Origin of the sequence: Acetobacter pomorum, from assembly GCF_002738225.1 — a bacterium.
Classification (GTDB): domain Bacteria; phylum Pseudomonadota; class Alphaproteobacteria; order Acetobacterales; family Acetobacteraceae; genus Acetobacter; species Acetobacter pomorum.
On record NZ_PEBQ01000030.1, the window covers coordinates 123,858 to 148,466 of the forward strand.

Annotated in this window: 19 protein-coding genes and 1 riboswitch; of the genes, 18 read left to right on the forward strand and 1 reads right to left on the reverse strand. The window is 54.7% G+C overall.

Annotation, left to right across the window (positions count from 1 at the left end; translation table 11 throughout):
- Window positions 1-57 precede the first annotated feature (57 nt).
- The 12 genes from CSR02_RS02775 (at window position 58) to CSR02_RS02830 (ending at window position 14,484) form a co-directional block, all read left to right on the forward strand.
- Window positions 58-1,281 carry a phage tail tube protein gene (locus CSR02_RS02775; RefSeq protein ID WP_244176726.1) on the forward strand — a complete coding sequence of 408 codons (1,224 nt, stop codon included), beginning with the start codon at window positions 58-60 and terminating at the stop codon, window positions 1,279-1,281.
- Window positions 1,282-1,363: 82 nt separating this feature from the next.
- A complete protein-coding gene (locus CSR02_RS02780) occupies window positions 1,364-2,605 on the forward strand; it encodes a phage tail tube protein (RefSeq protein ID WP_099540486.1) in 1,242 nt (413 codons plus the stop codon).
- 82 nt (window positions 2,606-2,687) lie between these two features.
- Window positions 2,688-3,110, forward strand: coding sequence for a hypothetical protein (locus CSR02_RS02785; RefSeq protein WP_099540487.1), 423 nt, complete (start codon window positions 2,688-2,690; stop codon window positions 3,108-3,110).
- Between the two features lie 80 nt (window positions 3,111-3,190).
- Window positions 3,191-3,466, forward strand: coding sequence for a hypothetical protein (locus CSR02_RS02790; RefSeq protein ID WP_244176728.1), 276 nt, complete (start codon window positions 3,191-3,193; stop codon window positions 3,464-3,466).
- Window positions 3,463-4,179, forward strand: coding sequence for a hypothetical protein (locus tag CSR02_RS02795; protein WP_099540488.1), 717 nt, complete (start codon window positions 3,463-3,465; stop codon window positions 4,177-4,179). Before CSR02_RS02790 ends, CSR02_RS02795 begins: the two co-directional genes overlap by 4 nt.
- Before the next feature lie 9 nt (window positions 4,180-4,188).
- Window positions 4,189-10,146, forward strand: coding sequence for a lytic transglycosylase domain-containing protein (locus CSR02_RS02800; RefSeq protein ID WP_244176729.1), 5,958 nt, complete (start codon window positions 4,189-4,191; stop codon window positions 10,144-10,146).
- A 15-nt stretch (window positions 10,147-10,161) separates the two neighbouring features.
- Entirely contained in the window at window positions 10,162-11,754 is a 1,593-nt protein-coding gene (locus CSR02_RS02805) for a hypothetical protein (protein WP_099540489.1), read from the forward strand.
- On the forward strand, window positions 11,754-12,563 hold the full coding sequence (locus CSR02_RS02810) for a hypothetical protein (RefSeq protein WP_099540490.1): 810 nt from the start codon (window positions 11,754-11,756) through the stop codon (window positions 12,561-12,563). Before CSR02_RS02805 ends, CSR02_RS02810 begins: the two co-directional genes overlap by 1 nt.
- A 33-nt stretch (window positions 12,564-12,596) precedes the next feature.
- A complete protein-coding gene (locus CSR02_RS02815) occupies window positions 12,597-12,812 on the forward strand; it encodes a hypothetical protein (RefSeq protein ID WP_099540491.1) in 216 nt (71 codons plus the stop codon).
- 178 nt (window positions 12,813-12,990) lie between these two features.
- Window positions 12,991-13,449, forward strand: a complete 459-nt coding sequence (locus tag CSR02_RS02820) for a lysozyme (protein ID WP_099540492.1) — start codon at window positions 12,991-12,993, stop codon at window positions 13,447-13,449.
- 56 nt (window positions 13,450-13,505) lie between these two features.
- Window positions 13,506-14,198, forward strand: coding sequence for a hypothetical protein (locus CSR02_RS02825; protein ID WP_099540493.1), 693 nt, complete (start codon window positions 13,506-13,508; stop codon window positions 14,196-14,198).
- A 22-nt stretch (window positions 14,199-14,220) separates the two neighbouring features.
- On the forward strand, window positions 14,221-14,484 hold the full coding sequence (locus CSR02_RS02830) for a hypothetical protein (RefSeq protein ID WP_244176732.1): 264 nt from the start codon (window positions 14,221-14,223) through the stop codon (window positions 14,482-14,484).
- A 250-nt stretch (window positions 14,485-14,734) separates the two neighbouring features.
- On the opposite strand, the gene CSR02_RS02835 is transcribed toward CSR02_RS02830, so the two are convergent.
- Window positions 14,735-15,652 (reverse strand): LysR family transcriptional regulator, encoded by a 918-nt coding sequence (locus tag CSR02_RS02835; RefSeq protein WP_099540494.1) that lies wholly within the window; start codon window positions 15,650-15,652, stop codon window positions 14,735-14,737.
- A gap of 43 nt (window positions 15,653-15,695) precedes the next feature.
- On the opposite strand from CSR02_RS02835, the gene CSR02_RS16960 reads away from it, so the two are divergent.
- The 6 genes from CSR02_RS16960 to gcvP all read left to right on the forward strand — a co-directional run bounded on the left by CSR02_RS16960 (window position 15,696) and on the right by gcvP (window position 24,575).
- Window positions 15,696-18,143 carry a tetratricopeptide repeat protein gene (locus tag CSR02_RS16960; RefSeq protein WP_244176734.1) on the forward strand — a complete coding sequence of 816 codons (2,448 nt, stop codon included), beginning with the start codon at window positions 15,696-15,698 and terminating at the stop codon, window positions 18,141-18,143.
- Window positions 18,144-18,297: 154 nt separating this feature from the next.
- The gene (speD, locus tag CSR02_RS02845; RefSeq protein WP_014457515.1) at window positions 18,298-18,765 is read left to right on the forward strand and encodes an adenosylmethionine decarboxylase; all 468 of its coding nucleotides are present in this window, start codon (window positions 18,298-18,300) and stop codon (window positions 18,763-18,765) included.
- 111 nt (window positions 18,766-18,876) lie between these two features.
- Window positions 18,877-19,749, forward strand: a complete 873-nt coding sequence (gene speE, locus CSR02_RS02850) for a polyamine aminopropyltransferase (protein ID WP_099540495.1) — start codon at window positions 18,877-18,879, stop codon at window positions 19,747-19,749.
- Between the two features lie 52 nt (window positions 19,750-19,801).
- A riboswitch (glycine riboswitch) is annotated at window positions 19,802-19,887 on the forward strand.
- A gap of 159 nt (window positions 19,888-20,046) precedes the next feature.
- Window positions 20,047-21,183 carry a glycine cleavage system aminomethyltransferase GcvT gene (gene gcvT / locus CSR02_RS02855; protein WP_099540496.1) on the forward strand — a complete coding sequence of 379 codons (1,137 nt, stop codon included), beginning with the start codon at window positions 20,047-20,049 and terminating at the stop codon, window positions 21,181-21,183.
- Between the two features lie 45 nt (window positions 21,184-21,228).
- Complete coding sequence (gene gcvH, locus CSR02_RS02860) at window positions 21,229-21,594, forward strand: glycine cleavage system protein GcvH (protein WP_042788017.1); 366 nt, start codon at window positions 21,229-21,231, stop codon at window positions 21,592-21,594.
- Between the two features lie 62 nt (window positions 21,595-21,656).
- Window positions 21,657-24,575 (forward strand): aminomethyl-transferring glycine dehydrogenase, encoded by a 2,919-nt coding sequence (gene gcvP / locus CSR02_RS02865; protein ID WP_167384081.1) that lies wholly within the window; start codon window positions 21,657-21,659, stop codon window positions 24,573-24,575.
- Window positions 24,576-24,609 lie beyond the last annotated feature (34 nt).

The following is a 24,609-nucleotide window of genomic DNA, read 5'->3' on the forward strand; positions in this document are numbered from 1 at the left end:
TCTGTTTTTCTCTAGGGTCGGCATCATTGTGCGGCCCTTTTTTATTGGAGCAACATCATGGCTGCGGGTACAACCACCGGATATGCGGCTGGTGAACAGACCAATACCAGCCCTGTCGATTACGCGCAGGAAATCACTTACAACACGCCGCCAGCAGGCACCTACCAGCGCCTGCGCATAACGGGCGAAAGCGTGGCGGCGCAGGACAGCACCACCGCCCTGGATGAAATCAACGATCTGCCAGAAACTGCCGAAACCATTCTGACAGCACGTTCCACCAGCGGCAGCATCAATGGCATGCTGTCCTATGGCACGTATGATGACTTTTTCGCGGGCATTCTGGGTGCGGACTGGGGCACCACTTTTTTTGCCAGTCAAAGCTCTGGCGCAACCCTTAACCCGCGCCCTGATGGCGCCACCTGCAATATCAAACTATTCACGGCGGATTCAATAACCGGACAATATGTAAGCAGAAGCTTTGTCTCCGTAACGGGATTTTCCAATCCTGCCAATAACGGTATTTTCCTGTTAGACGTGTGTGGCTATAATCCAGACACCGCGCCAAACTCCATCGTCATACGGATATTCAATCCCAACTGTGTCAATGAGACGGCAACAGGAAGAGTTACGGTCAAATCACTGGATCTGATCAACGCCAACACGGACAAAACCTATACACTCCGCAAAAAACTTGCGGGACAATGGCAGGTCTTTTCCGGGCTGATGGTCAATCAGATACAGATCCAGCTGCAAAAGGGCCAGACACCCACTGTCCAGATTGATTTTATCGGCTCGGACATGAGCATCACTTCGGTGGATATCTCCAGCGCGGTCAATGCTGTCACCACCAGCCCGCTGATGGATGTGGTCTCCGGTTTTCTGGGCTGCTCCATTTTTGGGGCCAAGCCCGCAGGGTGCATCCAGTCCGCCACCATCACCCTCGCACGCGATGGAGCTGCGCAGGATACGGGCATGGGCCATGTAGGAGCCTGCGGCGTGCAGTTCGGCGCGTTCAAGGCAAGCATGGATATCGAATATTTCTTCAAGGACTACACCGAGTTTCTGGCATGGCAGGCCGGACAGACAGGTGTTGTCTGGGTGGGTATTCAAGGCAGTGATGGCTACGGATATCAGTTTGCTATTCTCAATGGTCAGATCTTCAATCCCAAGAACCCGACCAGTGGCAAGAACAGCACCATTGTCACCACCATCTCTGTCACGGGCAATCCGTTGCCCGGTGGGGGCACGTTCGGAATGACGCGTCTCACGCCATCTTCGTGATATTTCGCGTTCTTTCTGACTTTTCCGTTTTTCTTTTTCCAAAGGCCGCCACTGTGCGGTCTTTTTTTATTGGAGCAATGCAATGGCTACGGGCGCCACAACCGGATATGCTGCCGGTGAGCAGACCAATACCAGTCCTGTCGATTACGCACAGGAAATCACCTATGACACGCCGCCTGGAGGCACCTACCAGCGCCTGCGCATGACGGGCGAAAGCCTTGCCGTGCAGGACAGCACCTCAGCCCCGGATGAAATCACAAGCGTGCCAGAGGTGGCCGAAACCATCCTGACGGGACGTTCCACCAGCGGCAGCATCAATGGCGTGCTGTCCTATGGCACATATGATGACTTTTTCGCGGGCATTCTGGGTGCGGACTGGAGTGATCTGGAATTTACAACCACCAGTACCCTGATCATCACTTTAAATGACAATGATTCTTCATATGGCGGGTACGCCACGATGTGGGCTAATGATGGCAAGGAAGCCGTTCTCACATTTCCAAAATCAATGGGGCCATGTCTCGTAACCGCTACGGATAAAACAACAGGGTTTACCTTTACCGCGCCTTGTATGGGCTCGGACCAGAACGGATACGCCCTGAAATTTGAGAAAAACGCCCTCAGCCCTCTGATGTCTGCGGTCGGAAAAAATACCCTCAGTCCAGGTAGCACGATCACAATCCAGAGCCTGACCAACGGTGCGATGGGCAAAACCTTTACCATCCGCAAGAAAGTTGCAGGGCAGTGGCAGGTCTATTCCGGCCTGATGGTCAATCAGGTGCAGATCCAGTTGCAAAAGGGCCAGCCCCCTACGGTCCAGATTGATTTTATCGGCTCGGACATGACCATCACCTCTGTGGATGTCTCCAGCGCGGTCAATGCGGCCACCACCAGCCCGCTGATGGATGTGGTCTCCGGGTTTCTGGGCTGCTCCATTTTCGGTTCCAAGCCCGCAGGGTGCATCCAGTCCGCCACCATTACCCTCGCACGTGATGGTTCCGCGCAGGATACGGGCATGGGCCATGTGGGGGCGTGCGGTGTGCAGTTCGGCTCCTTCAAGGCGAGCATGGATATCGAATATTTCTTTAAGGACTACACCGAATTTCTGGCGTGGCAGTCCGGGCAGAAAGGTCCCGTCTCTGTGGGTATTCAGGGCAGTGATGGCTACGGGTATCAGTTCGTCATCTACAATGGCCGGATCTTCAATCCCAAGAACCCGATCAGCGGCAAGAACGCCACCATTGTCACCACCATTTCCGTCACGGGCAATCCGCTGCCTGGTGGGGGCACGTTCGGGATCGCACGGATCATGCCGCCCTCGTAACGCGCTGCGTTCTTTCTGACTTTTCCGTTTTTCTTTTGTCCAGAGGCCGCCACTGCGCGGCCTTTTTTATTGGAGCATTTTCATGAACCCGACACTTTCTCTTGCAGACCTGAAAACCGACAGCGCCGCCATTGCTGATGGCAAATGGGTCAAAATTGACAAATATCCCGGTCTGGAAATCAAAAGCCGTGGCTATACGGACCAGTTTGTGGATGCACAGGCACAGCGTCTGCGCAAGGCAGCGGAACGCTTCCGGGGTGATGTCTCGGCCATTCCCAACGCCGTGCGCCGCCAGATCAATGCGGGGCTGTTGCGGGACTTTCTCGTGCTGGATGTCAAGGGCCTGCACCATGACCGTGACCGGAAAAATCCTGTCACAGTCGATCAGTTCCGCGAACTGCTGGGCAATCCCGATTACCGGGAACTGATGGCAGCCTGCTGGGAAGCCGCAGCCCTTGTGACCACGCAGGCCTCTGAGCATGCCGAGGCAGCCGAGGGAAACTGACCAAGGCGCTGGCATGGCACCTGGAATGGGGCAGCTATGATGAGGAACTCTGGAACGATCTGCCAGAGGAACATGCCCGCGTGGATCCACAGCCTGAGTTTATGTGGATCTGGCGGGCATGGCATCGGCTGTCCGCATCACGCCAGCGTCTGCCGCAAGGTTTCAGTGTGGCATTAGGTGCCACAGTCTTTGAAAGCAGCCCCGGCATGATCCCGTGGGAAGTCGTGCAGGCCTGGTCGCATTATCACGGCTACACGCATGCCGAAATGGCGCTTCTGGATCGGTGCATTGGCGCCATGGACAGGGTGTTCATCGCGTATTGGTCGGAACGCATGAAAAGGCGGATGAAAAAATGAGCTGGGCTGCACGACTGCAAAAACCCATGCAGGTTGCCATCAGCCGCAACATGCGTAGTGCAACGGCTCACAAAATTGTGGCCAACAGGATCCGCAAGGAACGCGATGCGCTTATTCAGTCAGGCGTGGCATCGGCGCAATATGTGCGGCGTGTGGATGGCAAGATAGGCCTTCCGGAAGAAGCGGCAAAGCTCAATGGCGGCAATGTCAGCTATATTTTCAGCACTATTGGCGCAGCCACGGTCTGGGCCTTGGCGGAATTGCGCCAGCGTTCGCCATGCCGCAGTGGAGCCTTCCGTAAAAGCTGGGCGGTTCTGGTGAATGGCAAGGGCTGGACGGATGCGCCCGGCAAAATCCCCATGGGATCGGAAGTGCGCATTGTGAACACGATGCCCTATGCCCGCAAGATTGAGGTGGGCGGCCAGCGCATCAGCGTTCCACCTGGGATTGTAGAGGCTGTGCGCAGGCCACTGATGCGCCGCTTTAAACGCATTCGTGCCCAGCGTGCCTTCAAGCCATTGCAAGGTGGCCGCGATGCCCGTGGTGATCCCCTCCCTTACATTCTGAAGGGTGCGGGCATCGCTTCGGGCATTTCATGGGACAAAAAAGAGAAAAAATGGACGCAAAAGCATGCTGCTTACGTGAGCAGGCGTGCTGATCGGCAGGCTGGTGAGCAGATGCTCTACCCCACGTTGATCCTGACAGAAAAGTGATGGTGCCCCATGGCAGAGACAGATCTGGTTGAATCGCTAGAGGTTCAGATCACAGCCGTTGATCAGACCGAAAAGGCTACAAAAACTGCCGGTGACAGTCTGGACAGGGTTGCCGAAAAGGGCGTGACGCTTTCCGATGTCATGTCCGGCATGGGTAAAGCCTCAAAAGCCGCCACTGATACGCTGGCAGAAGGTGCCAGTGCTGCGGCCGGATCTTTCGAAACGCTGGGCACGCAGGCCGTCTCCCGCGTGAATAGCCTGACCAAGACGCTGGCAGTTCTGAGCGCGCAGCGTGACAACCTGCGTGCAGAGTTCCAGAAAGCTGCGGATGAAGGGCTGGATACGGCTGCCATCACGGACAATCTGGAGCAGTTGGAAAGCCGGATTGGCCATGTTGCCACGGAACTGCAAACGGTTTCCACCAATCTGCAGGCCGCAGCCTTGGGCCAAAAGGCATGGAATGGCCAGCTGGGTGAAGAAAATGCCCTGCTGAATGGCATCCGTGAGGCAGAAGGCAACCGGGCGCAGGCGCTGGACAAAACCACGGCTGCCATGGCCAGAGGCATTGCCGAGGCTGACAAGCAGGCCGAAGCCCTGGCCAAGGTCGGAAATGAATTTGATGATCTGACATCTGCAGCCGAACGTCTGCCCGATGCCATGGAACAGGTTGCTGATGCCGCTGTTGATGGCATCAATGATATGCGCCGCGTGGCCGAAACCGGGCAGGATGTTCTGGATAGCATGAGTGCGCCGGATGTGGATGCCAATGTTTCTGGAACCGTGGACATACAGGCGCCAGATCTGTCCAAAACACTGGATGAACAGGAAAAGCTCAAGAACAGCATCAGCAATGTCACGCATGAAGCCAGCGTTGCCAGAGATGAACTGTCCCAGATGGGCAAGGCAGGACAGCTGGCTGCAGAAGGCATGCAGGCCGGCATGGACAAAGCCACGGCTGCCATGTCCAGAAATGCCGCTGAAGCGGGCAAACAGAAGCAGGCGCTTTCTGGCGTTGATGCTGAATACAATCTGATTTCTGATACAGTGCAGCGCATGCCTGATGGCATGGAAACAGTATCTGAATCCGTATCTGCTGATATCAGTAAAATTGAGCGTGCAGCCAAGACCGAACAGGAATCCCTGGGTAGCATCACTGCGCCTGATGTGAATGTCCAAACCCCAGATATGTCTGGAACATTCCAGCAGCAGGACAGAATTAAGGAGGATCTGAACGATATTAAGAGCGACGCAGGCCTGGTTGCGGGTGAGCTTGCTGGTGTGGACAAAACAACGCAGCAGGCATCTGCAGGCCTGCAGCTTGGTCTGGATAGAAGCGCGACCAGTTTTATGCGCACAGGGCGTGCGGCAAGCCAGCTGGCCAAAGTCATGTTGCAGCTCAATGCAGCAGAAACTCGCTACGATGATATTGTGGCCCAAGCTGCCGCAGTTCCAGATGGCAAATTGGATCCACAGGTCAAGCAGATCGTCGTGCAGGATGCCAAAGCCAAGGTTGATGCGCTGAAGGCGCAAAAGGATGCCTTGATTGAAGCAGCCCAAGCTGAAGCTGATCTGGACGCGGCGCAACAAAAGTCCACCAGATCTGGCAAGCTGGAAGCCTACCAGATCACGGAAATCATGGATGATGCCCATAAGTTCTTTGATATGGTTCTGGCTGGTGGCAATCCGTTACAGGCGTTGTTTTATGAAGTGCCTAACGCGCTTGCAATCGCAGGTGGTAACGGGGGATATGGCGCAGGCCTGTCCATGCTCAAAAATGCTCTGACTGGTCCGGCTGGCATTGCTGTTGCTGCCGCCGCCGCGGGTGCGGCCATTCTTGGCGTGGGCAAATATGCCGAGAGCGAACAGGAAAGCCTTGCCCAGCTTTCCACACATCTGCGCGCCACACGCACTGACTACAATGATATGGCGACCTCTGCTGAAAATGCCGCCCGTGCGCTGCATGATCAGTATGATGATATCTCGCTCTCGGACAGCCGCAGCGCGGTGCAGACCATTGCGGCTGTGCCCACAGTGGATGCCAGCCAGATCCAGCGTCTGACAGCAGACAGTCGGGATCTGGCCGCCGTCCTGAACACCACAGTGCCTGATGCCGCCAAGACATTGGCAACAGCGCTTGAAGATCCTGCCAAGGAAGCGCAGGAACTGGCTGATCAGCGCCTGCCCGGTTTCAACGCCGGTCTGGTGCTAAGCGTGCAGCATATGGTGCAGATGGGCCAGCAGGCCGATGCGGTTTCCCTGGTGATCCAGAAGCTGGAAAGCGCCATTCATGGGGCTGCGGATCAGGGCTTAACATCATTCCAGATGGCATGGCGCAACCTGAAGGATGAAATGGGCAGCAGCTACAGTGCGATAGCGTCCGAAGCGCGTGGCATTGGAGATCTGTTTGTTTCCATGGCCACATCTGGCATCAACAGCCTGACGGATCTGGTCAAGCTGCTGAAAGAGCTTCCGGATGAACTATCCACCGTCTGGGTCAGCATAAAATCCGGGGCTTCCACCAGCTTTGGCTGGCTGGAAGGCAAGATTGAAAACCTGATGCCCGCCAACGTGCAAAAGCTTATGGCACAGGGCAACACGGCAGATCCTACGTTCGCCATGCCCAGCAATCCGGCAACATCTGCCACGCATGTGCAGGCAGATGGTGGCATCAAGGCCGTGCAGAGCATGATTGATCAGGTCGCGCAGGAACAGCACCTGAATGGTGATATCACCAGCCTGATGCATGCCATTGCCCCGGCGGAAAGCAGCACGGGCCAATACCTGAAAGGCCAGATTGTGCGCTCCAGCGCGGGAGCCATTGGCGCCATGCAGGTAAAGCAGGACAATGCCGCCGGGAATGATCTGACAGATCTGCACGGCAATGTTTCTGCCAGTGCCCAGCTTCTGGAGCATCTATACACCAAATATGATGGTGATCAGACACTGGTTGCCATGGCCTATAACTGGGGAGAAACCAACCTAGACCGCTATTTGAAAAGTGACGGTGATCCCAGCCGCATTCCGGCGGAAACCATGGATTACCTGGCAAAAACCACAGAGGGCGTGCCTTATGGCGCTGTCACATCTGCAAACATGCGGCAATCCGTGGATAGTGCAGTTTCCAAGGGTGATCCAAGCGTTGTTGGGCAGCGCGATGATTTAACCCGTTCCTTGCAGGGTGAATACACGGCTCTTGGATCTTTAGACAAACAGTATCAGGCGGGAATCATTTCCCAGCAGGATTGGGCTGAACAGTCCAAGGTCATCAATGCCCAGATTGATACTACCAAAGCATCCCTCGCCAACCTGCGAGATCCCTTGCAGGACGTGGATCATTCACAAACGCTGGCCGCTCAAAGTGCGTCTGCCTTAACAGGCTATGACCGGCAGATGGTCAGCGTGGCGCAGGAAGTGGACCAGGCACAGCTTTCGCTTAACGGTACGCATGCATCTGCAACCCAGATCATGGCAGCGCAGGCGCGTGAGCAAGCTATTCTGGCTGATGAGTGGCACGCGGGCACATCCTCTGTGGTGGATCAGACACAGGCTCTGGATAAGGCCAACGCCGCCTATGCGGATGGCAAAATGTCTGCGCAGGATGCAGCATCTTACGTGTCTGCCTATACGGATGCAGAAAACAGCTTCCAGAAAGGCACGCCAGAGTTTGTGCAGGCTATGCAGGAGCGTATCAGTGCTGCCAAGGCACTGACAGTGGCCCAACAGAATACCCAGATGATCGGGCAGACCAATCAGAACAATGATCAGGTTGCTATCCTGCAAACTGAAACATCCCTGATTGGCACAAATGATGATGCCCGGCAGAAGCTGATTGCCCACATGCAGGTGGAACAGCAGCTCTACCGGCAAGGGCGGCCGCTGACGGATGAATACGCCCAAGGTCTTTTGGCCAGCACGGATGCCCTGTCTGATGCCACGGCGGAATACCAGCACCAGCAACAGGTGATGGATGATTTCACCGGCTCCATCGGTGACATGGCGGATCAGCTGTCCGATGGCGTTGTGCAGGGCTTCATGCAGGGCACATCGGCGGGCATGTCTTTCAAAAGCATGTTGCAGGGTGTGGACGCATCTGTTGCCAGCGTGATTGCACGCTTTGCGCTCATCAATCCGCTGATGAACAGCATTGATGGCGGCACACGCACCACGCTGGCAGATCTGGGCAACCTGTTTGGCAAGGTGGGCGCAGATGGTTCCAGTGCTGACAGCATTCTGTCCGGATATGGTGGAGAAAACGCCATCACATCATCCGGCTGGGCCTATTCCCCCTGGGAAGCCCTGAACATGAAAAATCAGATCAGCACGCCATCCGGATCCGCTGCACAAAGTGGCGGCATGTTTACAGGAATCGGCAACCTGTTTTCCGGAAAGGCAGCAGATGGCAGCGGCATGTTCAGCAGCTGGGGCAGTGCGCTGTCCAGCATCGGCTCGTATGCGGGCATGGCGGGTGCTGCCTTTGGTGTGGGGGACATGATCTACAATCTGGTCGCGCCCTTATTCGCCAAGCGTAAAAAGGACTATCAATACGTTTCCGTAGATAACGGCCAGCTTGCTGTCAGTGGTCATGTGTACAAGGACATTCATGGCAACGACAACGTGCTGCCCGGCCTGCAGAGTGATCTGGATAGCATCAACAATGCGTTTGATTACACGGGTGTTTCCGCCACCAACACAGACACCATCGGCAAAGTGGGGTGGTCCAAGAAAGGCAAAAGCTCCAAAACCTACAGCCTGACAGATCTGCTGCCTGATCTGGATCTGACAAGTTCAGATGCGACCATGCAGCAGGAGCTGAAGCAGCTCATGCCAACCAGTTTCGATAGCGTGGACACGTTCACGCAGGATCTGGAAAGCCTGAAATCCCTGGCGGATGAACTGGACAGCATGAAGGTGTCTGTCTCCAAGTTTGATGACAGCTCCCACGTTACGGTGGATCATTTCAACGATTACACGGGAGACATGGCCAAGGCTCTTTCCACTCTGGATGGAAAGACGCTGAGTGTGGATGATCTGCAAAGCCAGTTTGAGGCGATTGAGGAATTTGTCGGCACCACAATACCAGGGCTTCTGGATGTGACGGCATCCGGTTCCGAAAGCCTGATGCAGCAGGTGGATGACCTGAAGCAGAAATACCAGGATGCCGCCAACACGGCCGCATCTTACGGTCTGGATGCCCAGGCATTGCTGGACAAGGGCAACGCCATTGCCGCGATGATGATTGCCAATGAGCAGACTACGCTTTCACAATCTGATCAGTCTGTGCAGGCGCGTTATCTGTCTGCCACGGGCGATCAGGAAGGTGCGGATCTGCTCAACCAGCAGGTGAGTGCCGCGCAGGAAGTCCAGCAGTTGCAGGAAAACTGGCGGGGCTTTCTGGGTGACAGTTACGCCAGTAACGTCACCTACCAGCAGCAGCTGGCGGATCTGGAGAAAACACAGGCGGCCGAGAGGTTGCAGATCCAGACCGAGTATCAGCAAAAGGCGCTGGCACAGCAGCAGCAATATCAGGATCAGGCCAACGAGCAGCTTTCCAGCGTGTTCAGCAATCTTGTGTCCTACGCAAAAGGGCTGGATACGTCTGATGCCTCGCCATTGTCTGTGGCTGATCAGTACAAGGCCGCCAACAATAACCTGAATATGGATTATCAGGCGGCCATGGGTGGCAACAGCACAGCACTTGCGTCCTTGCAGACCGATATGCAGACATATCTGTCTCTCTCCCAGAAGTATAATGGGGGTGGCGCTGCCTATGTTGCGGATTATCAGGCTGTGCTGAACATGCTCAAATCCCTGGGCAGCATGAACACAGATGCCCTGACGGCAGATGCCATGCGGGACATCATGCAGGACAGCACCACCACGCTGGCCAGCCTTTTGCAACAGCTCCTGCAGGCCACAAACAACCTGTATGCGGAAACACGGTTCCAGAAACTCAAAGCCGTATCGTAACGGGGTATCACCACCATGCAGCAACGCTGTTTTCTGGGAACGCTGGCCTTCGGGCCAGCGGCTTCCCGCACGACCACATGCCTGTCATCTGGCGGGTATGTGGATGTTGCCACCGGCACGAAATATCCACCCATTCTGGCCAGCCTGCCGGATGTGGACAGGGAACTGGATATGTCCATTTCCGGGAGCAGCATGACGCAGAGTTTCGGCCAGCTTACGGTCAATCTGTCCGATGGTGTGGCGGACAGCCTGAACGTGCGCAACCATACCGGAGATCTGTCCATCCTGACCGGCCTACGCAGCTATGACATGGCGCGTGGCTGGTGGGCAGATCCGGCACTCTCGGTCTGTCAGCCTCTGTTTACCGGATCTGCCACAGCCTGGCGCACCGGAGCCACGCAAGGCACGCTCACACTTTCGGGGCCTGCTGTGCTCTCGCGCCAGTTGCCACTGGCAACCTATGCCGGAACGGGTGGTGTGGAAGGTGGCTCGGATCTGACCGGCAAGGTCAAGCCACGCCTGCGGGGTTATGCTTTCAATATCACGCCGGTCTGCGTGGATAGCGTCAACCAGATCTATCAGGTTTCGGATGCGCCACTATGGATGGGCACACAGGGCAAGTTGCCTGATCTGACCGTTCTGGAAGGCGGTGTTCTGGGCAACTGGTCTGCCACATCCACGGATGGCAGCTGGTCGTACGCCGGCATGGTCAGTGATATCACCACCGCAGATCCGGCCGCTGGCACCTATGTTGTGGAAAGCTCCAGCCGGGGCGCGTTTTTCCGGCTGGGTGGTACGCCGGTCTATACCATCACCTGCTGGGCCACCGGCCTGATGCCCGATGGCACGTATGTGTCCAGCCTGCCTGACATCGTGCGGCAGGTGCTGGTGCAGGATGTCGGCATACCGGCGGCATCCATTTCCAGCGCCTGGACGGATCCGTTCGGGAGTGTGGACAGCGCCGCCGGCGCGTTCTGGGATGGCTCTGATAGCTATACCGGGCAGGACATGATTACCGCCCTGTTGCAGGGCAGCATGCGCAAGCTGGCCTTTGCGCGGGATGGCACGCTGACGCTGATTGGCATAACCGACAGCTTTCTGGGGCTGGTGCCAAATAAATGGGAAAAGCTGGCGATCCTTCCTGATGAGGTGATTGACATCAAGGAAACGGATCTGCCGTCCGAACTGGCGCTGCCGCTTACCTGCGGGCGGTGTACCTACAGCCGCAACTATACGGTGATGAGTGCCAGCACACTCAGCCCGAAGGCGGAACTGGCAACCCTGCGCACACAGCGCAGTGCTGTCACTGTGGGCACAGACAGCCCCACGGTGGAAGTGGTCAGCCCGCCTGAAGTGCTCACCAGTTTGCGCACGCAAGCCGGAGCACAAGTGGTGGCTGATGTCATCAACAAGCTGTGGACGGTGGCTGACCGGCGCGTGTTTTACGTCACGCTGCCGTTTGAGCGGCTGTTTGATTTTGAAATGGGAGACGAGATTGTGCTGTTTGCCAATGTGGACGGCCTGCGCGATGGCCTGGGTGGTCTGGTTGTGGGTGAAAGCTGGCGCGGCTCCAGCGCGGGCCAGTGCGTGCTGACGGTGTTGGTGTGATGCAGAACTGTGCTTTTGGCCTGAACAATCTGGTCAAGACCGCCAGCCTGAGTGGTTCGGCCTCCTTTTATGCCGGTGTCTCGGCTGCCAAGGATTTCTCACCCAATCAGCTGGCTACAGACCAGGGCAACACCACGGCGGCATTCTGGTCTGTAGGGGATAGCAACAAAACCGCATGGTTTCAGGCGCAATGGAGCAGTGCCCAGACCATGCGGGCCTTCTTTGTGGGGCGCACCAACCTTGGCCAGGCCGCAACGTGGCAGCTTACAGCCAGTTCTGGCGGCAATACGGTGTATTCTGCCTCTGGCAGCTTTGCTACGCTGGGCGGTGTTGGCCCGGTGCAGATGGTGCATGTGGCACCGCAGAACATTCAGGCCGATACGGTCAAGATTACCGTCACCAGCAATGGCAGCGTGTCGGAAAGTTATATTTCCATTGCCCTGGCCTATATCGGGCCGGTCTGGCAGCCGGTGCGCAACATGAGCACCAAGAGCACCACCGGGCTGGACAGTTCCATCACGGTGAATACCGGCATGAGCGGGGCCGAGTTTGTCACGCCCGCATGGATGCGGCGCAAGGCTGTGGTGGATCATGAATCGCTGGATCTGGCAGATGTGCCGGTGCTGGAGCAGATCCTGCTGCTGGGCGCATCTGGCGCCAATGTGCTGTTTGTGCCTGATCCGGATGCCGATGGCCCTACGCTGAACCTGCGCAGCCTGTTTGGACGTATCCAGCGCGGTGATCTGAGCAACCCTTACGGCGCTGCCCTGCGGCAGCAGACCAGTTTCACCATTACCGAGCGGCTTTAGGCCGCTTTTTTTATGCCTGAAAGGAAGAGTGTCATGCCTGATGCAGACACAGTGCGGCAGGATGAATTTGCCGCTTTTGAAACCAGCGTGAACGGTAAGTTCACCACGCTGGAAACTGGCATTGCCAATATCTGGACGGAACTGAAGCGGATCAACAACCGCAAGACCTGGATAAACGGCAGCCTGGTGGTGTTTGGCTCTGCCCTTGGCAGCGGAATTGTCTCCGCACTCCAGCATATGCACCCGTGACACCCAAAAAGCCGGCTTTTGTAAACCTGACCACGAAAACCTGCCAACGTATAAGGCCATTATAAATGGCTGTTTCCTGCGGGTTTTGTGCTCCGGTGGACTAATCCGGGCCAGATCACCTGTAAACTCGTCCACTCCGGCCGCGCATGACGCGGCCTTTTTTGTATCCGGAAAATTGATGAATGATCCGATTCTACTGGCGGCAGATCTGTGCCGCCGGTCTGAAGGCCTGCGCCTGTGCCCGTATGTTTGCCCGGCCGGGTATTGGACCATTGGCTATGGCTGCCGGTTTCTGGCCAACGGGGCCGCCGTAACAGCCAGCACGGCACCTATTACGGCCGAATATGCCGAAGGGTTGCTGCAAGCCACGTTGGCCAGGCTGCTGCCGCAGGTCCTGCGGCTGGTGCGTGTGCCGCTGACAACCGGCCAGCAGGCCGCGTTGCTGGACTTTACCTACAACCTCGGATTGCCCGCGCTGGCGGCTTCCACACTGCTGAAGCTGCTGAACGCAGGGCAGGGGAATGCCGCCCGCAATCAGCTTTTGCTGTGGAACCACATGCACCGCAACGGCCGGCTGGTCACCGTAGCCGGCCTTACGGCGCGGCGGCGTGCCGAATGGCAGCTGTGGGCCAGCTGATCCGAATTTTCAAAACATTTCACAGGGCATGTACCGCGTGCCCGAAAGGTAGATTGATGAACTTTTCCCGTATTGGTGCATATCTGCGCCAGCCGACCACGCTGTTTGCCCTCTCTCTGTCTGTTGGGGATCTGGTGGCAACGTGGTTTGACATTATTCCGGAAGCTGGCTCTCTGGCCATTCTGGGTGCGGCTCTGCCGCTGCTTTCCACCTACAATAGCAGCGTGATTTCTGGGCTGCTGGCAGACAAGCAGGATCTGGAACAGGCCGTGCATGCCGTGGCCACACATAAGGACATTGGCCCTACGGCTGCAAAGGTGATTGCCGATGCCGTGCCGGCCAGCACCATTCTGGCGGCTGCAACATCTGCCATGGCCACTGCCAATGCTGAAGCAGCACCCAAGAAAAGCAGCGCGGCTTCTGCCGTAGCAGGCGTCATGCTGCTTGGTCTGGTTGGCACCAGCCTGATGGCGTGCGGATCTGACCAGCTGGTGCAGCGCCAGCAGTCTGTTTACGGCCTGAGCCTGTCTTACGCCGCCGCAGCCCAGTTGGCGTCTGACTATGAAAAGAACCCGGCGGCAGATCCGGCTGTAGTGGCAAAGCTGAAGCCAGCTTTCCAGACTGCGCATGACCAGATCAAGCCGCTCGATGACGCCGCGGCTAAAGGTGATCCGCTGCCTGAAGCCGCGGTTGAGGCCGCACAGGATGCCCTGGACGCAGCCCGCAAGCTGCTGCCTGCCAGCAAGTAACCATTTTCCCGGCATCAGGAAAATGGCCCCCTCTGGTGTCGGTATTACCGACACCCTTTTTTATTGCCTGCCAGAAATGGCGGGAAACCAAGGAAAAACCACCATGAACTACGCAAGCATTGCCATTGCTGCGGTTGAAGCTCTTGTCGAAAACGGCCCGGTGATTGTGGAAGATATTTCCGCACTGCTGAAGCCGCTGAAGGAAGGCCGCGCACCCACGGCTGATGAGTGGGATTTTGCTGAAAAGCAGCTCGATGCCGCTAATGCGGCGGTGCAGGCTGGCTGATTATTCCGATTCGTTCAAAGAGCACGAATTTTTGACGGTGACACATGCCCCACCTTTGTGGGGTATGTTCTCGTATGCTCTAGTATGGAAAATTAGGTTATAAAAAAAACGGCTAAGCTATTGATATTAGGTGAGCGTAAATTCTAGGTTAGAAGATATAAGCCATTGATATTATTTGATATGCCTATTCCCTCCCGGCTCACCACACCATCCAAAAATGTTGTTATTTTTGCTTTCCCCGGAATAAAAATTACACAGTTTTTTCCCACGGTGGAGTTGGGCCGTAACAGTCTGCAAGATAATCAATCATGACCCTTACTTTTAAGGGAATACTCGTGCCGGGCGCATAAATAGCATGTAGGTCTGGGCCGGGTGTTGTGGGGTAATCCAAAGATAAAGCCATCAGCTGTTTTTGTTGCAGCGCGTGGCTAACAATAAAAAGCGGTAAATAAGCAATACCACCGCCCATTATGGCAGCTTCTCGCAAGGCATCTCCGTTATTGGCGCTGAGCAGGCCAGAAATGGGAACAGTCTTTTCTCCATTTTTGCCAAAATGCCAGCGGGATGCACCATTGTTTTCACTCAGTGTGTATCCAAGGCAATTATGGTTTTGCAAGTCATCCACATGCGTTGGTGTGCCAACTTTTGCCAAATAGGCTGGAGAAGCACAGATAACCATGCGAATGGCTGCCAACTTACGTGCCCGCAGTGTGCTTGCTGTGAGATTGCGGATGCGCAGTGTGAGATCCCAGCCTTCCTCAACCAGATCAACGGGCCTGTCGCTCATGCCCAGTTCTACCTGCACCTGTGGGTAACGCCTGTTAAATTCTGGCAAATAGGGCGCAACATATTGGATGGCGAAGGAAACCGGAGCATTTAACCGCAATTGCCCACGAGGTTCGCGGTACTGTTCGCTGACGGTTTGCTCCATGTTTTCCACATCTGCCAGAATTTTTTGGCAGCTTTCCAGAAAGAGGCGACCTGCTTCGGTTAGGGAAAGATGCCGCGTGCTACGCTGAAACAAAGAAACGCCTAAGCGTGTTTCCAATGCCGTAATATGTTTGGTAACCATTGTGGGAGAGAGTGCCATAAGGCGCGCGGCTCCCGTAAAGCTGCCAGCAACAACAACTTTTACAAAAACCTGCATGCTGGTAATGCGGTCCAGCATTTATAGTGCTCCTGCATGATGGAAAGGGTGCGTTTTTTCTAGCATGGGCCGTGGCTCCTTTGTCACGCAGGTCGTATGCTGCCAAAAGCAGCCGTGCAGCGTATTTGAGGTTGGGGGAGATGTGGCCACAGGTAAATCCACAATAGGCAGATATGTGTGCGGAATATTTGCCGCCTGTTTGCTCCAGCCTATAGTGCCAGCTTTAGCGGGTGAAGATGGTCTGCACGCTATTCCTGTTCCTGCTGTGCAGGAAGAATCGCTGGATGGTCAGCAAGGGGCATCTCTTTTTCTGCCAATTGGGGCAGAGGTCGCCCTTGCAGCTTTTTGGTCTGGTTCTGATCTGCTAATTGTGGCGGATCGTCCTGTAGTTTCTCTTGCACAAAATTTTACAGGGCAGGGCATATTTGCAGATGCAGATGTTACTGTTTTGGAAAACGCGACTGTCTTGCGTCTTCACGTCCCCTCTCATCCGCATATTGCTTTAAGCAAAAAACTGGATGGTTGGGTGTTGGTCCAGCTTCTCAAAAGCGATACCGGCAGCGTAAGAGCGGCACCTGCTGCTGTGATGATGCCAGAAACTGTTCTGTTTCCGCAAAAACAGTCTGGTCATGTTATTTCGTTTCCAGATCCAGCAACTGGTGCGCGTTTACTGATTGTGCCGTCTGTCATGGAAACCGGATACCGTTCTCCCTTTCGGGCGGTAGGGTATGGTGTACGTGCATCCTTTCAAGGCATGGTGGTGGCAGCAGATTCATCACAAATCAGATTGGATGTTGCCGCAGATAAAGGTGTGTTCCTTTCAGCTTTGGGGTTTGATGCCTTGCCTGTAGGGCTGGGAACGGCAGAAACAGCACCCGTAGAAGATGGGCTGGACTGGTTCTGGCTTGGGTTACATTCTGCATCAGATGCCATTTTGCAAAAAGACTGGTTGCAGGCAAAGATGGATGCTGAAAAAGCACCTCCCGCTTTGCGTTGGCCAGCACAGGTTGCCGCAGCGCGTGCGGCTTTTACGGTGGGCCATCCAGAAGATGCATGGCGTTTTGTAAAAAATATGCCCCAGCGTGCAGAACCGGGAGGCCCTCCCGCAGGGGTGCTCTTTCTACGGGCCTGTGCGGCCTTGTTAAGCCACGATATACGAGCCGCATCATCTGTTCTGGAGCAAATGGATGGCGCCCCCCCGGAACTGGAACTCTGGCATGGGTTGTATCTGATGTTCAGTGGAGGCAACAGCAAAGATGCTTCTATCCTGCTTGCGCGTCATTATGAACAAATCCTGCATTATCCAGAACCTTTGCGTGACCTCCTGCTTCCGCAGGTTACAGATTACATTGCACGTTATGGCGTAAATGAAGCGGCTCAAGTTCTGGAACCCTTGCCGAGTGATGGCGCGTACGATCTTGCGCGTGCGCAAATGCAGGACCGTGAAGGAAACACGGAAACTGCCCGGATCACGCTGGAAAATCTGACAGCAGCGGCAGATCCGGAAAAAGCTGCCTATGCGCGGGCAGATCTGGTGAATTTTCTACTGCGGCATGATCAGATTGATGCAGGTATGGCTGCAGAGAGTTTTCAAAATCTTCTTGAGGGCAAGGAAGGTGTTGGCAAACTTGCGCTTTCTGCGCGTGTTTATACAAGCTTTTTATTATCTGCAGCCCTTGTGCGGTGTGGCCGGGTGCGTCAGGCGTTAGCCGTGCTGGATGGGCTTTCGGCTTCTGCCCAAACGCCACAAGACAAGCTGGAGGGAGTAAGGCGTCAGGCGTTGTATGCGCTGGCTTTTAATACTTTGCCCTCTGGCAAATTTGTTACAGGAGAAGACGGTACCTTGTCTGCTGCACAAAGGGTGCATATTCTGCACAGCCAATTGCCTTTGCTGGAGGAGAATACGGCAAAGGCAAAACTGCTAACGGGGTATGGTAGCCTGCTTATGCAGGCAGGGCAGGCGGATGCTGCAGTTATGGTGTTCAAACAGGCTGTTGTGCTTACAGCAGACCCAGTGGCACGGGCAGAAATACAGGAACAGATTGTTCAGGCTGCTTTTAGGGCTGGTAATGTGAATGCAGCCATGGAAGCCTTGGAACAAGGCACTGTTCCGAGTTTACCAGAAGATATGGCTGCACGCCGCCATTATGATGAAGCCCATCTGGCCCTTATCAAAGGGGATAGGGCAGGTGCTTTGGCCCTGCTGGCCGATGATGAATCTGATACAGGTTTGGAATTGCGAGGCCAATTGTGTGAACAGGGCCAACAATGGGCAGATGCTGTGCAGGTGGTGGGGCGGCTTGCTAGTCGTGCCCTGCCAGAAAGAGGCCCTTTAACAGAACGGCAACAGGAGCTGGGTTTGGAACTTGCCTCCGATTCTGCTGCGGCACACGATGCAGATACTTTACAGCGCCTTAAGGCGTGGTTGGCGGGGCGAACCTTGGGTAAAGAGCGTGATCGCCAGTTTGACATGCTTGTGAAACAAACTGTGCATTCTTCGGCAGAGCATTGATTATTCTGCATTTTGCGCAAGTCTGTTTCTGAAAAATTTATGAAACACGTAAATAATGCTTGCAACGCAGGCGCAGTAGCCCTACCAAGCGCGCTCTTGGCCCAAGGGGGCAATTTTTGCCCAACAGGCTGTCTACTGGTTTGGGGGTACGTCAATGAACGCACTTGCTCAACTGGGGATGGTCTCGGAACACCCGAGCAATAACCAGGCATTTTCTGTTCCGGTCTCGTCTGCTGACGAAGAGCGAAAAGATTACTTCGTCGAAAAAAATGGCGAGAAGTTTGCAGGTACTCACCTGCTTGTCGATATGTGGGGCGCCACAAATCTGGATGATCCAGAAAAAATCGACGCAACACTGTGCGAAGCAGCGCGTGCTGCCGGGGCCACAATCCTGCACAGTCATTTCCATCATTTTTCCCCCAATGGGGGTGTTTCTGGCGTGGTGGTGCTGGCTGAAAGCCATATTTCCATTCACACATGGCCAGAACGCGACTTTGCTGCGGTGGACATCTTTATGTGTGGTGCGTGTGATCCACACCTGTCCATCCCTGTTATGCAGCGTCTTTTTCAGGCCAAACGGCTTGAAGTGGATGAAGAACGCCGCGGCCGCGTAGTTGCCTGAAGGCTGTTTTTCTTAAAGTTGTAAAACTCTGTTTGACGGTCGTGCTGATACAGTTCTGAAAAAGGGCGGTGTCAGCACGGCCCATCTGCGTATGTGGAAGATAAAGCTGGTATGGCAGAAACATGGATTGAAGAAACCCTGTACGATAACTGGGGGCAGCGTTTCCGTGTGACAAAGGAGCTGGCACGCACGCGCAGCCCGTTTCAGGATATTGTTGTTTTTGAAAGTGACTCCCACGGTCGTGTGCTCATGCTGGATGGCGTGGTGCAGATTACCGAAAAGGATGAATTTGTTTATCAGGAAATGCTGACGCATGTTCCGCTGTTTATCCACCCCAACCCCAAAAAAGTGCTGATTATTGGCGCGGGCGATGGTGGTGTTCTGCGCCGTGTTCTGGAACATCCCGGTATCGAAAAAGCCGTGATGGTGGAAATTGATGGTGCTGTAATAGAACTTTCAAAGCAGCACCTGCCTTCCATCGCTGGGGATGCATGGAATAATCCACGGGCAGAAGTGATTGTGGGGGACGGAATAGATTACGTTGCCCGTGCAGATGATGCCACGTTTGATGTGATTATTGTGGATAGCACAGACCCGATAGGCGTTGGAGAAGTGCTGTTTACAGATTCGTTTTACGAACACTGTGCGCGTATCCTGACAGCTGAAGGGCTGATTGTGAACCAGTGCGGCGTGCCGTTTATGCAGGCAGATGAACTGTATGAAACCAGTGTGCGGCGCGCAAAGTTCTTTCCGCATGTGTCTGCCTATGTGGCCGCTGTGCCAACTTATGTTGGCGGGTTTATGACACTGGGCATTGCCAGTAAGGGCTGTAACCTACAGGCACAGGACGTGGAGAAAGTGCGCACGCGTGCGCAGGATGCCGGTATTTTGGGGGAAACCCAATACTGGACGCCAGAAATCCACGTAGGGTCTTTTAATCTACCACCATATATTGCCAAACATCTGCCCAAGATTGCGGGGTAATGATCGCACCGGGAACCGTGATTGACTTGCAAGCGAAATGATGTCACGGTTCCTCAACGCAGAGGGAGAGACTGGTTCAGCCAGCGCCGAAGGAGCAACCGCCCCGGAAACTCTCAGGCAGAAGGACCCTGCGTTTTAAAACTTCTGGAGAGAGGTGCAATCGCACCCGCCGACGGGATAGCGATCTCAGGCAAAAGCACAGAAGGGGCAGCGGATTGTGTAATCCGGAGCCTCGCATTGTGCTGATGTGTCTGTCAGATTGCTGTGGGTTCCGGCCTTTTTGGCAAGGCGGCGGGCATGGGCACCGATACTCTCCTTCATACTCCCCTCTATTCATTGCATGAAGAATCCGGCGGCAAGATGGTGCCGTTTGCGGGTTATGCCATGCCTTTGCAGTATGCAGATGGCATTATGGCCGAACACCGGCATGTGCGTGAGCATGTTGGGCTGTTTGATGTCTCCCACATGGGGCAGGTGCTTCTACGCCCGCGTTCTGGTGATGTGGATGATGCGGCTTTGGCGCTGGAAAAACTGGTGCCAGCAGATATTGCTGCCCTTAAGCATGGCCGCCAGCGTTATACGCAGTTTACCAATGCCGCAGGTGGTATTCTGGATGATCTGATGGTGGCGCGTCTGGAAGATGGGCTGCTGTTGGTTGTGAACGCTGCATGCAAGGAGGCAGATATTGCTCTGCTGCAATCTGAACTGGTAGCGGAGTGTGTGGTAGAACCGCAGGAAGATCGTGCTTTGCTCGCCCTACAGGGGCCAGAAGCAGAGCAGGTCTTGGCATTGTTTGCCGAAGATGTGCGCAAGATGGTGTTTATGGATGTGCGCATATTGGATGTGGATGGTGCCCGCTGTGTTATTTCCCGTTCCGGTTATACGGGCGAAGATGGGTTTGAAATTTCCGTTTCCGCCAAGGATGCAGATCGGGTTGCCCGTAAACTGCTGGAACAGCCCAATGTAAAGCTGATTGGCCTGGGTGCGCGTGACAGCCTGCGGCTTGAGGCTGGCCTGTGCCTGTATGGGGCGGATATTGATACTACCACAACGCCGGTTGAGGCCGCTCTTGAATGGTCTATTCAGAAGTCTCGCCGCAATGGTGGCAAGCGGGCGGGTGGTTTCCCCGGTGCTGATATTATTCTTGGCCAACTTGAAAATGGTGTAAGCCGCCGGCGTGTTGGGTTGCGGCCGGAGGGGCGTGCACCTGTGCGCCATGATGCGCCTTTATATGCAGATGCAGAATTTGGCACGCGTATCGGTAAGGTAACCTCTGGTGCATTTGGCCCCACAGTGGGTGGCCCTGTAGCCATGGGTTATGTGGCAACTGATGATACCCAAACAGGACACACCATTTTTGCGGAATTGCGTGGGCGCCCTGTGCCTTCTGTAATTAGCGCACTGCCTTTTGTGCCTGCGCATTTCAAACGCTAGGCCATTGACATACTCACTTTACACATAACTGGAGAAATTGAGAAAATGACACTGTATTTCACAAAAGAACATGAGTGGCTGCGCGTTGAGGGTGAAACGGCAACTGTAGGCATTACGCGTCATGCTGCTGAAGAGTTGGGTGAACTGGTGTTTATTGAAGCTCGCCCATCCGGCACGAACGTAAAAGCTGGTGAAGCTATTGCTGTGGTGGAATCCGTTAAGGCGGCTTCGGATATTTATGCGCCGGTTGATGGTGAGATTTTGGAAAGCAATGCAGCGCTGGCAGATGATCCAGCACGCGTAAGCTCTGACCCAGAAGGGGAAGGCTGGATTGTCAAATTCCGTGTTGCCAACCCGGATCAGCTTTCCGGGCTGATGGATGCTGCGGCGTATGCAGCTTTTGTAGGCTGATTTCTGCCTGATTGGAAAAATTGGCCTGTCCTAGACAGGCCTTGCCCAGGAAAAATTTCTACATGTTCTCCCTTGCTCCCGGTTCGGATGCACGTTCCGAACAGAGTATTGAAGCTCTTCCCGCTTTTGCCGCCTTGAAAGCTGAAGGCGCGGCGTTTGCCACACGTCATATTGGCCCAACAGCAGCAGAACAGGCTGAAATGCTGCGTGTTGTTGGCGCGGCCTCTTTGGATGATCTGATAGATCAGACACTCCCGGCTTCCATTCGGGCGCATAAGCCTTTGGGAATTGGTGCGGGTTGGACGGAAACTCAGGTGCTGGCGCGTCTGCGTGAACTGGCCAACCAGAATCAGGTCATGACATCCCTGATCGGGCAAGGGTATTACGGCACAGTACTGCCGGCTGTTATCCAGCGGAATATTCTGGAAAACCCGGCATGGTACACGGCTTATACGCCGTATCAACCAGAAATCAGTCAGGGCCGTCTGGAAGCTTTGCTGAATTTCCAGACCATGATTACAGAACTGACGCAGCTGGATATTGCCAACGCGTCTCTGCTGGATGAGGCAACGGCAGCAGCCGAGGCCATGGCACTGGCGCGCCGGGTTGCAACGTCCAAATCAAACGTGTTTTTTGTAGATGCAGACTGTCTTCCGCAGACAATTGCTGTGCTGAAAACTCGTGCTGAACCTATGGGTATTACGCTCCAGATTGGTCAGCCTGAAACGGATATGGATGCCCAAAACGTATTTGGGGCCATTTTCCAGTATCCCGGCACATCAGGTCAGATTACAAACCCGCAAAAGCAGATCGAAAACCTGCATGGAGCCGGGGCTATTGCCGTTATGGCGGCAGACCCGCTGGCTTTGGTGCTCCTTGCGGCACCGGGTGATCTGGGGGCGGATATTGCCATTGGCTCTACGCAACGTTTTGGTATTCCCATGGGTTTTGGTGGGCCGCATGCCGCATATATGGCTGTGCGTGATGCCTATAAACGCAGCATGCCGGGGCGTCTGGTTGGGGTTTCGGTCGATAGTGCTGGGCGTCCGGCCTATCGCTTGGCGCTGCAAACCCGCGAACAGCATATTCGGCGTGAAAAAGCGACATCCAACATCTGCACAGCACAGGTGTTGTTGGCAGTTATTGCAGGCATGTATGCCGTTTATCATGGTCCGGAAGGGTTAAAGGCAATTGCACGGCGCATTCATGCTCTGGCTGCCACGTTGGCTGCTGGCCTGCGCGCATTGGGTGTAACGGTTGAAACAAGCGCGTTTTTTGACACACTTACAGTAAATGTAGGTGAAGGTACGCCTGATTTGCTGGAGCGCGCACGTTCTGCGGGCATGAATCTGCGGGATGCGGGAGATGGCCGTATTGGCATGAGTCTGGATGAGACCAGCACCCCGGAAACCGTTTATGCTGTATGGTCCGTTTTTTGTGCCGAGCATGGGCATGTAGAAAAAATGGCACAGGCGCTTTTGCCAGCCTCTGCAGCCTTGCCAGATGATTTGCGTCGACAGTCTGGCTTTATGGCACAGCCTGTGTTCCGCTCCTGTAGTTCAGAAACGGATATGCTGCGTTATCTGCGGCGCTTGTCCGATAAAGATCTGGCGCTGGATCGTACCATGATTCCGCTGGGTTCTTGCACCATGAAGCTGAACGCCACAGTGGAAATGCTGCCTATTACGTGGTCTGGCTTTTGTGACATCCACCCATTTGCACCGGCAGATCAGGCAAAAGGTTATCAGGTTCTTTTACAGGATCTGGAAAAGTGGCTGTGTGCCATTAGCGGTTATGATGCCGTTTCTTTCCAGCCCAATTCTGGCGCACAGGGCGAATATGCAGGCTTGCTTGTTATTCGTGCGTATCATCAGGCCCGTGGGGAAGGACATCGGACAGTTTGCCTGATTCCAGCTTCTGCTCACGGCACCAATCCGGCTTCAGCCCAGATGGCGGGCATGAAAGTAGTGGTTGTAAAGTGTGATGCCGGCGGGAACATTGATCTGGAAGACATGCGCGAGAAAATAAAGGCGCATGCAAATGATCTGGCTGCTGTGATGATTACCTATCCTTCCACGCATGGTGTGTTTGAAGAAAACATGCGTGAAATCTGTGATCTGGTGCATGATGCTGGTGGGCAGGTATATGTGGATGGCGCCAATATGAACGCGCAGGTGGGGTTGGCCCGCCCGGCTGATTATGGCGGGGATGTTAGCCACTTTAACCTGCATAAAACTTTCTGCATCCCGCATGGTGGCGGTGGGCCGGGTATGGGGCCAATTGGTGTGCGGGCGCATCTGGCACCTTACTTGCCCGGAAACCCCGCAGATGCCGCGGTTTCCATGGCTGTAAGTGCAGCGCCTTTTGGGTCTGCTTCTATTCTGCCAATCTCATGGGCTTATATTCGCCTTATGGGGGATGAAGGGCTGAAACAGGCAACGCAAGTTGCTATTTTGAACGCCAATTACATTGTAAGCCGCCTGAAAGACGCTTATCCAGTGCTTTATCAGGGCGCGCAGGGGCGTGTTGCGCATGAATGTATTCTGGATTTGCGGCCTATTAAAAATGCAACAGGCGTAACTGTGGATGATATGTCCAAGCGCTTGATTGATTATGGCTTTCATGCCCCAACGGTCAGCTTTCCGGTTGCGGGTACATTCATGATTGAGCCAACCGAATCTGAAGGGAAAGGGGAGCTAGATCGTTTTTGTGATGCCATGCTTGCCATTCGTGAGGAAGTCAGGACGGTAGAAAGCGGTCAGGTTACAGCGGAAGATGCAGTATTACGGCATGCTCCCCATACGGGTCTTGCGCTGACAGTTACTGAATGGACGCATCCTTATACACGCCAGGAAGCATGTTTCCCTGGTAATGTGCAGCCATCCATCAAATACTGGCCCCCAGTTGGTCGTATTGATAACGTATATGGTGACAGAAATCTGGTGTGTTCTTGCCCGGATATTTCTGAATGGATGGAATAAGTTTCTAGCATCCTGTTGCTGACACAAAAAAAGG

Excerpts from the sequence above, each read along its gene's own strand:
- gcvP (WP_167384081.1), top strand. The coding sequence starts at position 21,657 with ATGTTCTCCCTTGCTCCCGGTTCGGATGCACGTTCCGAACAGAGTATT.
- gcvT (WP_099540496.1), top strand. The coding sequence starts at position 20,047 with ATGGGCACCGATACTCTCCTTCATACTCCCCTCTATTCATTGCATGAA.
- CSR02_RS02785 (WP_099540487.1), top strand. The coding sequence starts at position 2,688 with ATGAACCCGACACTTTCTCTTGCAGACCTGAAAACCGACAGCGCCGCC.
- CSR02_RS02825 (WP_099540493.1), top strand. The coding sequence starts at position 13,506 with ATGAACTTTTCCCGTATTGGTGCATATCTGCGCCAGCCGACCACGCTG.
- CSR02_RS02820 (WP_099540492.1), top strand. The coding sequence starts at position 12,991 with ATGAATGATCCGATTCTACTGGCGGCAGATCTGTGCCGCCGGTCTGAA.
- CSR02_RS02830 (WP_244176732.1), top strand. The coding sequence starts at position 14,221 with ATGGCCCCCTCTGGTGTCGGTATTACCGACACCCTTTTTTATTGCCTG.
- CSR02_RS02780 (WP_099540486.1), top strand. The coding sequence starts at position 1,364 with ATGGCTACGGGCGCCACAACCGGATATGCTGCCGGTGAGCAGACCAAT.
- CSR02_RS02800 (WP_244176729.1), top strand. The coding sequence starts at position 4,189 with ATGGCAGAGACAGATCTGGTTGAATCGCTAGAGGTTCAGATCACAGCC.
- CSR02_RS02835 (WP_099540494.1), bottom strand. The coding sequence starts at position 15,652 with ATGCTGGACCGCATTACCAGCATGCAGGTTTTTGTAAAAGTTGTTGTT.
- CSR02_RS02795 (WP_099540488.1), top strand. The coding sequence starts at position 3,463 with ATGAGCTGGGCTGCACGACTGCAAAAACCCATGCAGGTTGCCATCAGC.
- CSR02_RS02805 (WP_099540489.1), top strand. The coding sequence starts at position 10,162 with ATGCAGCAACGCTGTTTTCTGGGAACGCTGGCCTTCGGGCCAGCGGCT.
- gcvH (WP_042788017.1), top strand. The coding sequence starts at position 21,229 with ATGACACTGTATTTCACAAAAGAACATGAGTGGCTGCGCGTTGAGGGT.
- CSR02_RS02815 (WP_099540491.1), top strand. The coding sequence starts at position 12,597 with ATGCCTGATGCAGACACAGTGCGGCAGGATGAATTTGCCGCTTTTGAA.
- speE (WP_099540495.1), top strand. The coding sequence starts at position 18,877 with ATGGCAGAAACATGGATTGAAGAAACCCTGTACGATAACTGGGGGCAG.
- speD (WP_014457515.1), top strand. The coding sequence starts at position 18,298 with ATGAACGCACTTGCTCAACTGGGGATGGTCTCGGAACACCCGAGCAAT.
- CSR02_RS02775 (WP_244176726.1), top strand. The coding sequence starts at position 58 with ATGGCTGCGGGTACAACCACCGGATATGCGGCTGGTGAACAGACCAAT.
- CSR02_RS16960 (WP_244176734.1), top strand. The coding sequence starts at position 15,696 with ATGGGCCGTGGCTCCTTTGTCACGCAGGTCGTATGCTGCCAAAAGCAG.
- CSR02_RS02810 (WP_099540490.1), top strand. The coding sequence starts at position 11,754 with ATGCAGAACTGTGCTTTTGGCCTGAACAATCTGGTCAAGACCGCCAGC.